Below are 13,670 nucleotides of genomic sequence, written 5' to 3'. Positions count from 1 at the left end.
TTATTGCCGGCGGTAGCCACTGGCGGTTGCATCTGTGGGTGATGTGCAGCACCTTTGTCGTCTTCCCAGTGCTGGGCGTGTTGTTTGCCTGGTGGGCACCGGTTAACGTCGATCCGATGCTGTACACGGGTTTCCTGTATCTGTGCATTTTGCCTGCCACGGTGCAGTCGGCGATTGCCTTTACCTCGCTGGCCGGTGGTAACGTGGCCGCCGCCGTGTGCTCTGCCTCCGCCTCCAGCCTGTTGGGTATTTTTCTCTCACCGTTGTTGGTCGGTCTGGTGATGAATATGCATGGCGCAGAAGGCAGCCTTGAGCAGGTGGGTAAAATTATGCTGCAACTGCTGCTGCCGTTCGTGCTGGGGCATCTTTCACGCCCGTGGATTGGTAACTGGGTGTCACAACATAAAAAATGGATCGCTAAAACGGACCAGTCTTCGATTCTGCTGGTGGTTTATTCTGCCTTCAGCGAAGCCGTGGTGAATGGGATCTGGCACAAAGTCGGGGTAGGTTCACTGTTGTTTATCGTGGTAGTCAGCGTCGTACTGCTGGCTATTGTGATCGGGATAAATGTCTTTGTGGCGCGTAAATGCGGTTTCAATAAGGCCGATGAAATCACCATTGTATTCTGCGGGTCGAAAAAGAGCCTGGCGAACGGGATCCCCATGGCAAACATTCTGTTCCCGACGTCGGTGATCGGCATGATGGTGCTGCCGTTGATGATATTCCATCAAATCCAGCTGATGGTCTGCGCGGTGCTGGCTCGTCGCTATAAGCGACAAACTGACGCCTTGCAGGCGCAGCAGGAAGGCCGCGCCGCAAAGGCTTAAAGCGGACGTTTTAGGGGCTGTACCAGCTGCGTCAGCCCCTCAGTTTTAATCAGCAACGTAATTTGCATCAGCTCGCCCAGTTTGCCCGGTGGAAATTCATCCTTACGGGCAAACCACAGCAGATACTCTTCCGGCACATCAATCAACCGACGCCCTTTGTATTTGCCAAAGGGCATGACGGTATTAGCGATGTCAATCAGTTGCTCTTTTTCCATCTCAGGCGCCCAGTAAGCGGATCATCTCCGCTTCATCAATCACAGCGATACCCAGCTCCTGTGCTTTGGCAAGCTTGGAGCCTGCGGCTTCACCGGCAATCACCAGATCGGTTTTCTTCGACACGCTGCCCGCCACTTTCGCCCCCAGTTCGGTCAACCGGGCTTTGGCGTCATCGCGCGACATCTGGCTCAGGCTTCCCGTCAGTACCACCGTTTTCCCGGCAAACGGGCTGTCGATCTCTTCGGCGTTGATGACCACCGGCGCAGGCCAGTGAATGCCCTGTGCCAGTAGCTGGCCAATGACCTCACGGTTGCTCTCTTCGGCAAAGAAGTTAAACACGTGAGTGGCCACCACAATGCCGACGTCAGGGACTTTTTGTAGCTCCTCAATAGACGCCGCTTCCAGCGCATCCAACGTACCGAAATAGCTTGCCAGACCTGCGGCCGTGGCTTCGCCCACTTCACGGATACCCAACGCATAGAGAAAGCGGGCAAACGTGGTTTGTTTGGCTTTTTCCAGCGCGTTGACCACGTTTTGTGCCGACTTCGGCCCCATGCGATCCAGCCCCGTCAACTTACCGGCCGTTAACTGGAACAGATCGGCTGGCGTATGGACATACTCTTTCTCGACCAGCTGATCGATAATCTTATCGCCCATGCCGTCCACATCCAGCGCCCGACGCGAAACAAAATGCTTGAGGGATTCTTTACGCTGTGCACCGCAAATGAGACCACCGGTGCAGCGGGTAACGACTTCACCTTCCACACGCTCAACGTCAGAACCACACACCGGGCAATGGGTTGGGAAGACGATTTCACGCGTCTCTTCGGGGCGCTCGGAAAGCACCACGTTCACCACCTGCGGGATCACATCACCCGCGCGGCGAATCACCACCTTGTCACCAATGCGTAAACCCAGACGATCGATTTCATCGGCGTTGTGCAGCGTGGCGTTACTGACCAGCACCCCCGCTACCTGTACCGGCTCCAGGCGAGCGACGGGCGTAATCGCCCCGGTACGCCCGACCTGAAACTCAACGTCGCGCACAAAGGTCATCTGTTCCTGCGCCGGGAACTTAAACGCCACCGCCCAGCGCGGCGCACGGGCCACAAAGCCCAATTGCTCCTGCAGCGCCAGCGAGTTGACCTTAATCACCACGCCATCAATGTCGAAGCCGAGCGTTGGTCGGTCTGCTTCAACCTGATGATAGTAAGCAAGTACTTCCTCCGGAGAGTCGCACAACGTGACTCTGTCGCTGACCGGAAGTCCCCACGCTTTGAATTGCAGCAAACGGCCCAAATGGGTATCCGGCAGTTCACCCCCTTCCAGCACGCCGACGCCATAGCAGAAGAAGGTCAGCGGTCGCTTCGCCGTGATACGCGGATCGAGCTGGCGTAATGAACCGGCTGCCGCGTTACGTGGGTTAGCAAACACTTTATTGCCAGTACGACGCGCGTCTTCATTGATTTTTTCAAAACCCGCCTGCGGCAAAAAAACTTCGCCACGTACTTCCAGACGCGTTGGAATATTGTCGCCACGCAGCTTGAGCGGGATCGCGCGAATGGTACGCACATTCGAGGTAATGTCTTCACCGGTCGTGCCATCACCGCGCGTTGCCGCGCTGACCAGCACGCCGTTTTCATACAGAATGCTTACCGCCAGACCGTCCAGCTTCAGTTCACAGCACCAGGTCAGCTTATCCGTACTCTTCAGTCGGTCCTGTACGCGTTTATTGAACGCGAGAAAACTCTCTTCATCAAATACGTTGTCCAGCGACAACATCGGCACTTCATGACGTATCTGACTGAAGGACGCCAGCGGAGCCGCACCGACGCGTTGCGTCGGCGAGTCGGGCGTAATCAAATCCGGGTGCTGAGCTTCCAGTTCACGCAGTTCGCGCATCAGGCGATCATATTCCGCATCGGGAATGTCCGGTGCGTCCATCACATGGTAAAGATACTCATGATGGCGAAGCGTGGTTCGCAGTTCTGTCAGTTGTTGTTCGATTGATTCCATATCGCACCATCAATGATAAAAAACCCCCGACAGGCGGGGGTTCAGAAAGGAGATGTCACGCCAGAGGGCAATCAGGCGTGAGATTCTATAACGTCGCGGATGCGGTCCTGATACTCGCGCAGTTTCTGCGGCGTCATCATGCGACGTTGATCGTCGAGCACCACACCACCCACTTCATCGGCGATGTGCTGCGCTGACTGCAGCATCAGCTTAAAGTTTTGCAGCTCGTCCCCGTAGGACGGCACCTGCATAAAGATAGTCACGCCAGGCGTAGTGAAATCGCCGGTCATCTCAGGGTCGAATGTCCCCGGATTCACCATATTGGCCAGACTGAACAGTGACGGGCCGCTGCCATCGGGGCTCAGATGACGATGGAAAATATTCATATCGCCAAATTTAAAGCCTGCCTGCTGAATGCTGTTGAGCAGCACTTCGCCATTGAGTTCGCTGCCATGATGTGCCGCCACGTTCATAATAATGACCGTTTCTTTAGGCTGCGGTTTTTCCACAACGGGCGCTGGCTCAACGACCGGCTCTGGCTGCGGTTGCTCAACGACAGGCTCGGCTGGCTGGAAGGCCTGCGGTGCAGGCTGTGGCGCATGCTGCACCGGCTGCTGAACTTGCGGCGCGACCGGCTGGTGCTGCATCGGCTGCTGTGGTACAGGCTGATGCGACACCGGTTGTACAGGCTGCTGCACAGGCTGAACATGCGGCGGCGGTACCGGCGCTTCAGCGGGCTGCTGCGCGGGTTGACGCGGCTGAGCAGACGCATAAGGCGGCTGGTACTGGTGTTGCGGCGACTGAGGAGGAACACCATGTTCCTGACCGCTGCCGGGAGCATGATTCACACGATGTACGCGGACTTCGCCCACGCCTTCGTCTTCCTCGACGTTATCGTCGATAGAATCCTCGTCATCACGTTTAGACTTCATGCGTTTCAGTGGGCGATCGCGGAATATAGAAGACCGTTCTTTACGGCTAGTCCAGAAACCATGTACCAGTAAAGCGATTATGGCGATCGCGCCAACAATGATTAATATCAGACGCAAATCCTGCATCATTATATTCTCTGTTGTTCTAACACCTTGCCACCACGGCAAACATTTACTCACTAAGAGTATTTGCCGATTACGTCTAGTGCAAGTGTACTCTTGGCTTTCACAGCATAAAGATGAATAAAATCGTGCTTTTTGCTGTTTTTTCGAACATTTCTGAACAGCCTAACGCTCAACAACCCGGTAATATACGCGAAGTTGACCTGGACTTAGACCACAAGGAGCATGTCCCGACTATGGTTTCATCATCTGCAAGTGTACCACGCAGCGGTTTTTATTATTTTTCTCAGGGATGGAAGCTCATCAGCCAACCGGGGATCCGTCGCTTTGTTCTCCTGCCGTTGCTGGTGAACATTTTGCTGATGGGGGGCGCGTTCTGGTGGTTATTTAGCCAACTGGATAGCTGGATACCCGCTCTAATGAGTCATGTTCCGGACTGGCTACAGTGGCTCAGTTATTTGCTGTGGCCCATTGTGACATTCTCCGTGCTGCTGGTATTTGGCTATTTTTTCTCCACGCTTGCCAACTGGATCGCGGCACCGTTTAACGGCTTACTGGCTGAACAACTGGAAGCGCGACTGACCGGCGCAACGCCACCCGACACCGGCGTGCTCGGTATTATGAAAGATGTTCCGCGTATTATGAAACGTGAATGGCAAAAACTGGCCTGGTACCTTCCGCGCGCAGTCGTACTGCTGCTGCTCTATTTTATCCCCGGCATTGGACAGACCGTTGCGCCAGTACTGTGGTTCCTGTTTAGCGCGTGGATGCTGGCTATCCAATATTGTGATTACCCGTTTGATAACCACAAAGTGCCGTTCAAAGAGATGCGTACCGCCCTGCGCACGCGCAAAGTCACCAATATGCAGTTTGGCGCGCTGACCAGCCTGTTCACCCTGATCCCTGTGCTCAACATGTTCATCATGCCGGTTGCCGTTTGCGGTGCCACCGCAATGTGGGTAGATTGCTATCGTGCTAAGCACGCGTTATGGAAGTAATGCAAAAATGTGTAAATGCGGGCCGTCTTATGCCCGTTCTTATTCCATACTGCAAGGCATTATTTCTCATCAGCATATAGATATGCGATTTCCTTACTTCCCCATACTTTCTCAACAGGTATGCTGATGCGGTATCCCAATTTCATACAGTTAAGGACAGGCCATGAGTAAGATTTTTGAAGACAACTCGCTGACTATCGGTCATACGCCGCTGGTTCGACTGAACCGTATCGGTAACGGACGCATTCTGGCGAAGGTAGAATCACGCAACCCGAGCTTTAGCGTCAAATGCCGTATCGGTGCCAATATGATTTGGGATGCCGAAAAACGTGGTGTGCTGAAACCGGGTATTGAACTGGTTGAACCGACCAGCGGTAACACCGGTATTGCCCTTGCCTACGTTGCTGCCGCGCGCGGTTACAAGCTGACCCTGACGATGCCGGAAACGATGAGTATTGAGCGTCGTAAGCTGCTGAAAGCGCTGGGTGCAAATCTGGTGCTGACTGAAGGCGCAAAAGGCATGAAGGGCGCGATTCAGAAAGCAGAAGAAATTGTTGCCAGCAATCCGGAAAAATTCCTGCTGCTTCAGCAATTCAGTAACCCGGCTAACCCGGAAATTCACGAAAAAACCACCGGCCCGGAAATCTGGGAAGACACCGATGGTCAGGTGGATGTGTTTATCTCCGGCGTTGGCACCGGCGGTACGCTGACCGGCGTTTCCCGTTATATCAAAGGAACCAAAGGCAAAGCGGATTTGATCACCGTTGCCGTAGAACCGACAGATTCTCCGGTCATCGCTCAGGCGTTGGCGGGTGAAGAACTCAAGCCTGGCCCACATAAAATTCAGGGCATTGGCGCTGGTTTCATTCCGGGCAACCTCGATCTGAAACTGATTGATAAAGTGGTCGCCATCACTAACGACGAGGCTATCTCTACCGCGCGTCGCTTGATGGAAGAAGAAGGTATTCTGGCAGGTATCTCTTCAGGAGCCGCGGTTGCTGCCGCGCTTAAACTCCAGGAAGATGAAACCTTTACCAATAAGAATATAGTGGTTATTCTACCGTCATCGGGTGAGCGTTATCTGAGCACTGCACTGTTTGCCGATCTCTTTACTGAGAAAGAACTGCAACAGTAATGCCAGCATGTTAAAAACGCGTAAAAAAGCACCCTTTTGGGTGCTTTTTTGTGGCCTGCTTCAAAGTTTCGCCCCACCTGGCATTGATTCAACCCGCCGGAACTGGTATTTAACCAAACTAATTATTTTGATGCGCGAAATTAATCGTTACAGGAAAAGCGCGAGCTGAATCGATTTAATGATTTGGTTCAATTCTTCCTTTCGCGGCATAATGTTTAATGACGAAAGAAACGTCAGTGGCAAGAAGTTGCCCGCAACGGATTGCACCGAACTCCTTTTGTGTCGCGACCTGTTTAGGTCGACGCTAACAATACAGGCTAAAGTTGAGCCGCCAGGCTAGACTTTAGTTCCACAACACTAAACCTATAAGTTGGGGAAATATAATGTTCCAGCAAGAAGTTACCATTACCGCTCCGAACGGTCTGCATACTCGCCCTGCTGCTCAGTTCGTTAAAGAAGCAAAAGGCTTTACGTCTGAAATTACTGTGACTTCCAACGGCAAAAGCGCTAGCGCCAAAAGCCTGTTTAAACTGCAGACTCTGGGCCTGACTCAGGGCACCGTTGTTACCCTTTCCGCAGAAGGCGAAGACGAGCAGAAAGCAGTTGAGCATCTGGTTAAACTGATGGCTGAACTCGAGTAAGTTCAACGAGTTCTTTTCAATATCAGTCACAAGTAAGGTAGGGTTATGATTTCAGGCATTTTAGCATCCCCGGGTATCGCTTTCGGCAAAGCACTGCTGCTGAAAGAAGACGAAATCGTCATTGACCGGAAAAAAATTTCTGCCGACAAGGTTGATCAGGAAGTTGAACGTTTTCTGAGCGGTCGTGCCAAGGCATCTGCGCAACTGGAAGCGATCAAAACCAAAGCTGGTGAAACGTTCGGTGAAGAAAAAGAAGCCATCTTTGAAGGGCATATCATGCTGCTCGAAGATGAGGAGCTGGAGCAGGAAATCATAGCCCTGATTAAAGATAAGCACATGACGGCTGACGCAGCTGCGCATGAAATTATCGAAGGTCAGGCCACCGCTCTGGAAGAGCTGGATGATGAATACCTGAAAGAACGTGCGGCTGACGTACGTGACATCGGTAAACGCCTGCTGCGTAACATCCTGGGTCTGGCAATTATTGATCTGAGCGCTATTCAGGACGAAGTTATCCTGGTTGCCGCCGATCTGACACCGTCAGAAACCGCACAGCTGAACCTGAATAAGGTGCTGGGTTTCATCACTGACGCGGGTGGACGTACTTCCCATACCTCAATCATGGCGCGTTCTCTGGAACTGCCTGCCATCGTGGGTACCGGCAGCGTCACCTCTCAGGTGAAAAACGACGACTATCTGATTCTGGATGCCGTAAACAATCTGGTTTACGTCAATCCAACCAACGACGTTATTGAGCAACTGCGTGCCGTTCAGGAGCAAGTTGCTACCGAGAAAGCGGAACTCGCTAAGCTGAAAGATCTGCCAGCTATCACGCTGGACGGTCATCAGGTTGAAGTGTGCGCCAACATCGGTACCGTGCGTGACGTTGAAGGCGCTGAGCGTAATGGCGCTGAAGGCGTGGGTCTGTATCGTACCGAATTCCTGTTTATGGACCGTGACTCGCTGCCAACTGAAGAAGAACAGTTTGCTGCGTATAAAGCCGTTGCTGAAGCCTGTGGCTCGCAGGCGGTCATCGTGCGTACCATGGACATTGGCGGCGATAAAGAGCTGCCGTACATGAATTTCCCGAAAGAAGAAAACCCGTTCCTGGGCTGGCGTGCTATTCGTATCGCGCTGGATCGTAAAGAAATCCTGCGTGACCAGGTTCGCGCCATCCTGCGTGCCTCTGCTTTCGGCAAACTGCGCATCATGTTCCCGATGATCATCTCTGTTGAAGAAGTACGCGCACTGCGCAAAGAGATCGAAATCTACAAACAGGAACTGCGTGACGAAGGCAAAGCATTTGACGAAACCATTGAGATTGGCGTGATGGTGGAAACACCGGCTGCGGCAACCATTGCACGTCATTTAGCCAAAGAAGTTGACTTCTTTAGTATCGGCACCAATGATTTAACGCAGTACACCCTGGCAGTTGACCGTGGTAATGATATGATTTCCCACCTTTACCAACCGATGTCGCCATCTGTTCTGACGCTGATCAAGCAAGTTATTGATGCTTCTCATGCTGAAGGCAAATGGACCGGCATGTGTGGTGAGCTTGCAGGCGACGAACGTGCTACACTTCTGTTGCTGGGGATGGGTCTGGACGAATTCTCTATGAGCGCCATTTCTATCCCGCGCATTAAGAAGATTATCCGTAACACGAACTTCGAAGATGCGAAGGTGTTAGCAGAGCAGGCTCTTGCTCAACCGACAACGGACGAGTTAATGACGCTGGTTAACAAGTTCATTGAAGAAAAAACAATCTGCTAATCCACGAGATGCGGCCCAATTTACTGCTTAGGAGAAGATCATGGGTTTGTTCGATAAACTGAAATCTCTGGTTTCTGATGATAAGAAAGACACCGGAACTATTGAGATTATAGCTCCGCTCTCTGGCGAGATCGTCAACATCGAAGACGTGCCGGATGTAGTTTTTGCTGAAAAAATCGTTGGTGATGGCATCGCTATCAAACCAACCGGTAACAAAATGGTTGCCCCTGTAGACGGCACCATCGGCAAAATCTTTGAAACCAACCATGCGTTCTCTATCGAATCTGATAGCGGCATTGAGCTGTTCGTTCACTTCGGTATTGATACCGTTGAACTGAAAGGCGAAGGCTTCAAGCGTATTGCTGAAGAAGGTCAACGCGTTAAAGTGGGCGACCCGGTTATTGAATTCGATCTGGCACTGCTGGAAGAAAAAGCCAAGTCTACCCTGACGCCGGTTGTTATCTCCAACATGGACGAAATCAAAGAACTGATCAAACTGTCCGGTAGCGTGACCGTGGGCGAAACCCCGGTTATCCGCATCAAGAAGTAATTCTGCGTAGGCCGGATGAGGCGTTTACGCTGCCATCCGGCAATCAGGCAGCACTTTACCGGATGGCGCTGCGCTTATCCGGCCTACAAAGAAATTCGCACCGTAGGCCGGATAAGACGTTCACGCCACCATCCGGCATTAAATCTGCGAGGTCATCGGGCGGTAACACGCTTCACGCATCAAAATTTTCATCCCTTCAGGCCCGCTTTCCAGCATCCGTCTTTCTGAATCCGCCACCAGCAGTTCACAGTCATATCCGCCGGCAATACCAAACATCGCGCGCGCCACGCAGATATCTTCCAGCGCCTCGGTGCCGCTGGTTTCGAAATGCCCCACTAAACGTCCATGCTGGCGAACCACCAACCGATAACTCTTCATCGCGCCTCCCCTGCCGGTGGCAGAATTAATTCATCACACCCGCACAGGTGGGTCCAGGTCATCACTTCCAGCACACGCTGCGCAGCATCATGTGTGGCGGCGGTAAGCGCTTTTCCTGCAACGATACCGCTTATCAGTTCAGCGCAAAACAGATCGCCGGTTCCCTTGAGGTCCGTTTTCACCCGCGGGTGGGCTAACACCTCAACCGTTTCAGCCGTCACCACCGCCACGTTGATCACCTCCTCGACATCACCCGGCGCACTGGTTATTACCACCCATTTCAGCGTGTCGGTAAGCAGAGATTTTGCCGCAAAAATCGCCTCATCGAGCGTGCGACACGGTTTTCCACTCAGCATTTGCAGTTCAAACACGTTCGGCGTCACGCCCTGCGCCAGCGGGAGCAGGTGCGTGCGGTACGCCTCCGGAATCTCGGCCTTCACGTACATCCCGCTGTCGATATCACCCATCACCGGATCGACCAGAATACACAGCTCTGGATGCGCGGCGCGAACGGTTTCCAGCCACCGTGCGAGCAGCGCTATCTGCTCTGCGCTTCCCATATAGCCGGTCGTTACCGCCTTGAGTTCACGTAAGGCATCGCGCTCATGTAAAGCAGTGAGATAACCATTAAACCAGTCGCCGGGGATAATCCCGCCATAAAAGGTTTCATAATGTGGGGTGTTACTGAACAGCACCGTCGGTACCGCCGTCACCCGTAACCCATGCGCTTTAATGGCCGGCACGGCAATACTGTTGCCTACGCTGCCATACACCACCTGTGACTGGACGGCGACGATATCGGTTTGTAACGCCCGATGCTTGTCATCGAAGAGCACTGACTGTATTTCACTCTCCTGCTCCATAAACCTCTCCTCTCGCTGGACAGCGGGCTGATGCCTCACTATTATCGTCATATGCTAAAATTCATTTTGTCATAGGTCAATAATGATCGACGGAAAAACCGCTAACGAAATTTTTGACAGTATTCGTCAACATATCACTACAGGCGCACTTGTCGCAGGAGACACGCTGCCGCCGGTCAGGGATCTGGCAACGGTATTAAACGTTAATCGCAATACTGTCGCAGCGGCCTATAAACGCCTGGTCACTACCGGACTGGCACTTAGCCAGGGACGTAACGGCACGGTAATCAAGGGCGTATCCTCGCCCGTTGCGCTGGAAGGGGGGAATCCGGATACACCGCTAACCGACCTTTCCGGCGGCAATCCTGCGCCTTCACGCCTCCCCGACCTGAGTCACTATTTCGCGAAAATAAATAAACACCCCCGCTTGTATGGCGACGAGGTCGTCTCCCCTGGGCTTAAGACGTGGGCGACGCAATGGATGCAGGATGTCCTGCCCGGCCCAGGTGAAATTGATATTACCAGCGGCGCCATTGATGCCATCGAACGGCTACTGTGCGCCCATTTGCTGCCGGGTGATAGCGTCGCCGTCGAAGATCCCTGCTTTTTAAGCAGCATCAATATGCTGCGTTATGCCGGGTACTCAGCAAGCCCGGTCAGCGTGGACAGCGAAGGCATGCAGCCAGACATGCTGGAGCTGGCGCTACAGAAAGGAGCGCGGGCGGTGATCATCACCCCGCGCGCGCACAATCCAACCGGCTGTAGCCTCAGTGCTATCCGCGCCGCCCGGTTGCAGGATATCCTGTCACGCTACCCGCAAACGCTGGTGATTATCGACGATCACTTTGCCCTGCTGTCCGCATCCCCGTTGTATCCGGTGATTGCGCCGCAGACAAAACACTGGGCAGTCATCCGTTCGATGTCAAAAACATTAGGCCCGGATCTACGCCTCGCCATCGTTGCCAGCGATCCCGATACCTCGGCAAAACTGCGTCTGCGGCTCAACGCCGGCAGTCAGTGGGTCAGCCACCTGTTGCAGGATTTGGCCTGCGCCTGTCTGAGTGATGAGAACTATCAGCGCACGTTGGTGCAGACTCAGCAGTTTTACGCCTCTCAGCAACAAAAGCTAAGCCAGACCCTTCAGCAACAGGGCATTGAACTTGCCGCTGGCGATGGTCTGAATCTGTGGCTGCCGCTACAGACCCACAGCCAGTCGCTCGCTTTCGCGCTGGCGAAAGCCGGCTGGCTGGTACGAGAAGGCGAAGTATTTGGCATCAATGCGCCGTCACACGGCCTGCGCATTACGCTGTCAACATTAGACGACCACGACATTACCAGGCTGGCGGCTGATATTCATCAGGCGCTGAAGCGCTAACCGGAGAGAATACATGCGAGTTCATTTTGTTATTCATGAGTCATTTGAATCTGCTGGCGCATATCTGCCATGGGCCGAAGAACGCGGTTACGCCATCAGTTGGTCGCGCGTTTACGCCGGAGAGTCCGTTCCCGCCAGTACCGACGGTTTCGATATGCTGGTGGTCTTCGGTGGCCCGCAATCACCGCGTACCACGCTGGCAGAGTGCCCATATTTTGATGCTCAGGCTGAACAGCACCTGATCAACCAGGCGATTGCGGCGCGTAAGATTGTGGTCGGTATTTGTCTCGGTTCGCAGCTGATCGGTGAGGCTCTGGGGGCGAGAGTGTGTCAAAGCCCGGAAAAAGAGATTGGTCATTACCCCATTACGTTGACCGAGGCAGGTAAAACGCATCCGCTGATCGCCCACTTCGGTTCACCGCTGATGGTCGGGCACTGGCATAACGATATGCCGGGGTTAACCGATCAGGCCACGGTTCTTGCCACCAGCGAGGGTTGCCCACGACAAATTGTGCAGTACGGTAATTTTGTCTATGGTTTCCAGTGCCATATGGAATTCACTGCCGAAGCGGTTGAAGGACTGATCCAGCACTCAGAGCAGGAACTGGCGGATGCCAAAGGTAAACCGTTTATTCGATCCGTTACAGAAATGCGTGAATGGAACTACCAGCAGATGAACGAGAAGTTGTGGCAGTTCCTTGATTTGCTGGTAGAAAAACGTAACGATTGAACATTGCAGGCCGGATAACACGCTTTACGTCATCATCCGGCGATCGTGTCGTATGTTTGCCTGATGGCGCTACGCTTATCAGGCCTACAAATTAGATCCCTAATCCCTGGTTGAAGTGCTCTTCACCGAACACGCCGGTCGAGAGATAGCGATCGCCGCGATCGCAAACGATCGCCACCACAACCGCACCAGGATTTTGCTCTGCTATACGGCGCGCACCGGCTACCGCGCCGCCGGAACTCACACCACAAAAAATACCCTCGCGAACCGCCAGCTCACGCATGGTTTTCTCAGCGTCGTCCTGATGAATATCCAGTACTTCATCCACCAGCGAAGCGTTAAAAATCCCCGGCATATATTCCGCGGGCCAGCGACGTATCCCCGGAATACTGCTGCCCTCTTCCGGTTGTAATCCGACGATGGTCACGGGTTTATCCTGCTCGCGTAGAAAACGTGACACGCCGGTAATGGTGCCGGTGGTGCCCATACTGGAAACGAAATGAGTGATACGGCCTGACGTTTGCTGCCAGATCTCCGGCCCGGTGGTGGTGTAATGCGCATACGGATTATCGGGGTTGTTAAACTGATCGAGTAGCGTGCCCTCACCGCGCTGAGCCATCTCCAGGGCTAAGTCGCGCGCCCCTTCCATGCCCTGCTCTTTGCTAACCAGAATCAGCTCAGCACCGTAGGCGCGCATCGCGGCACGACGCTCCTGACTCATGTTGTCCGGCATCAACAGCTTCATACGATAGCCTTTCAGCGCAGCAATCATCGCCAGCGCGATCCCGGTATTGCCGCTGGTCGCCTCGATCAGCACATCACCAGGCTTAATTTCTCCACGTTTTTCCGCTTCGACAATCATCGACAACGCGGCGCGATCTTTCACCGACCCTGCCGGGTTATTGCCTTCCAGCTTGACCCAAATTTCACTGCCGTTATCCGGCGCCAGACGTTGCAGTTTTACCAGAGGCGTATTGCCAATTGTTTGTTCTAATGTGTTCACGTTTTCTGCTCAATAAAATGCCGGGTGGCGCTGCGCTTGCCCGGCCTACAGGTCATGATTTAGCCCGTAGGCCCGGTAAGCATAGCGCCACCGGGCGATAACTATGCGAA

14 protein-coding genes are annotated in these 13,670 nt (G+C 53.5%); 8 read left to right on the top strand and 6 right to left on the bottom strand.

All coding sequences use genetic code 11. From position 1 onward, the window contains the following. Positions 1–827: bile acid:sodium symporter family protein (locus FDX01_RS11080; protein WP_249360948.1), on the top strand; the 827-nt coding region annotated here is incomplete at its 5' end. Here FDX01_RS11080 and FDX01_RS11075 read toward each other — a convergent pair. The 3 genes from FDX01_RS11075 to zipA all read right to left on the bottom strand — a co-directional run bounded on the left by FDX01_RS11075 (position 824) and on the right by zipA (position 4,120). After that, a complete protein-coding gene (locus FDX01_RS11075) occupies positions 824–1,042 on the bottom strand; it encodes a DUF3820 family protein (protein WP_045445890.1) in 219 nt (72 codons plus the stop codon). The two genes, FDX01_RS11080 and FDX01_RS11075, sit on opposite strands and share 4 nt — an antisense overlap. 1 nt (position 1,043) lies before the next feature. After that, complete coding sequence (gene ligA / locus FDX01_RS11070) at positions 1,044–3,059, bottom strand: NAD-dependent DNA ligase LigA (protein ID WP_115257836.1); 2,016 nt, start codon at positions 3,057–3,059, stop codon at positions 1,044–1,046. A 71-nt stretch (positions 3,060–3,130) separates the two neighbouring features. Further along, positions 3,131–4,120, bottom strand: coding sequence for a cell division protein ZipA (gene zipA / locus FDX01_RS11065; RefSeq protein ID WP_115257835.1), 990 nt, complete (start codon positions 4,118–4,120; stop codon positions 3,131–3,133). A 230-nt stretch (positions 4,121–4,350) separates the two neighbouring features. Here zipA and cysZ point away from each other — a divergent pair, with 230 nt between their 5' ends. The 5 genes from cysZ (at position 4,351) to crr (ending at position 9,211) form a co-directional block, all read left to right on the top strand. Then, entirely contained in the window at positions 4,351–5,112 is a 762-nt protein-coding gene (cysZ, locus tag FDX01_RS11060) for a sulfate transporter CysZ (RefSeq protein WP_115257834.1), read from the top strand. A 163-nt stretch (positions 5,113–5,275) separates the two neighbouring features. Further along, positions 5,276–6,247, top strand: coding sequence for a cysteine synthase A (gene cysK / locus FDX01_RS11055; RefSeq protein ID WP_115257833.1), 972 nt, complete (start codon positions 5,276–5,278; stop codon positions 6,245–6,247). A gap of 383 nt (positions 6,248–6,630) precedes the next feature. Beyond that, positions 6,631–6,888 (top strand): phosphocarrier protein Hpr, encoded by a 258-nt coding sequence (gene ptsH, locus FDX01_RS11050; protein ID WP_002913505.1) that lies wholly within the window; start codon positions 6,631–6,633, stop codon positions 6,886–6,888. 45 nt (positions 6,889–6,933) lie between these two features. Beyond that, positions 6,934–8,661, top strand: a complete 1,728-nt coding sequence (gene ptsI, locus FDX01_RS11045; protein ID WP_096756254.1) for a phosphoenolpyruvate-protein phosphotransferase PtsI — start codon at positions 6,934–6,936, stop codon at positions 8,659–8,661. A gap of 40 nt (positions 8,662–8,701) precedes the next feature. After that, the gene (crr, locus tag FDX01_RS11040) at positions 8,702–9,211 is read left to right on the top strand and encodes a PTS glucose transporter subunit IIA (protein WP_049841435.1); all 510 of its coding nucleotides are present in this window, start codon (positions 8,702–8,704) and stop codon (positions 9,209–9,211) included. A gap of 138 nt (positions 9,212–9,349) precedes the next feature. Here crr and FDX01_RS11030 read toward each other — a convergent pair whose 3' ends face one another. Both FDX01_RS11030 and pdxK read right to left on the bottom strand, forming a co-directional pair. Next, entirely contained in the window at positions 9,350–9,589 is a 240-nt protein-coding gene (locus FDX01_RS11030; RefSeq protein WP_137399776.1) for a cytoplasmic protein, read from the bottom strand. Beyond that, complete coding sequence (pdxK, locus tag FDX01_RS11025; RefSeq protein ID WP_137399775.1) at positions 9,586–10,452, bottom strand: pyridoxine/pyridoxal/pyridoxamine kinase; 867 nt, start codon at positions 10,450–10,452, stop codon at positions 9,586–9,588. Before pdxK ends, FDX01_RS11030 begins: the two co-directional genes overlap by 4 nt. Positions 10,453–10,534: 82 nt before the next feature. Here pdxK and ptsJ point away from each other — a divergent pair, with 82 nt between their 5' ends. Beyond that, positions 10,535–11,827, top strand: coding sequence for a transcriptional regulator PtsJ (gene ptsJ / locus FDX01_RS11020; RefSeq protein WP_137399774.1), 1,293 nt, complete (start codon positions 10,535–10,537; stop codon positions 11,825–11,827). A gap of 13 nt (positions 11,828–11,840) precedes the next feature. After that, positions 11,841–12,557, top strand: coding sequence for a type 1 glutamine amidotransferase (locus tag FDX01_RS11015; RefSeq protein WP_137399773.1), 717 nt, complete (start codon positions 11,841–11,843; stop codon positions 12,555–12,557). 91 nt (positions 12,558–12,648) lie between these two features. On the opposite strand, the gene cysM is transcribed toward FDX01_RS11015, so the two are convergent. Further along, positions 12,649–13,560, bottom strand: coding sequence for a cysteine synthase CysM (gene cysM / locus FDX01_RS11010; protein ID WP_115257828.1), 912 nt, complete (start codon positions 13,558–13,560; stop codon positions 12,649–12,651). Positions 13,561–13,670: the final 110 nt, after the last annotated feature.

The sequence above is a fragment of the Citrobacter sp. wls613 genome (assembly GCF_005281195.1).
Lineage (GTDB): Bacteria > Pseudomonadota > Gammaproteobacteria > Enterobacterales > Enterobacteriaceae > Citrobacter > Citrobacter gillenii.
This window is presented reverse-complemented; position numbering and strand designations above follow the sequence as displayed.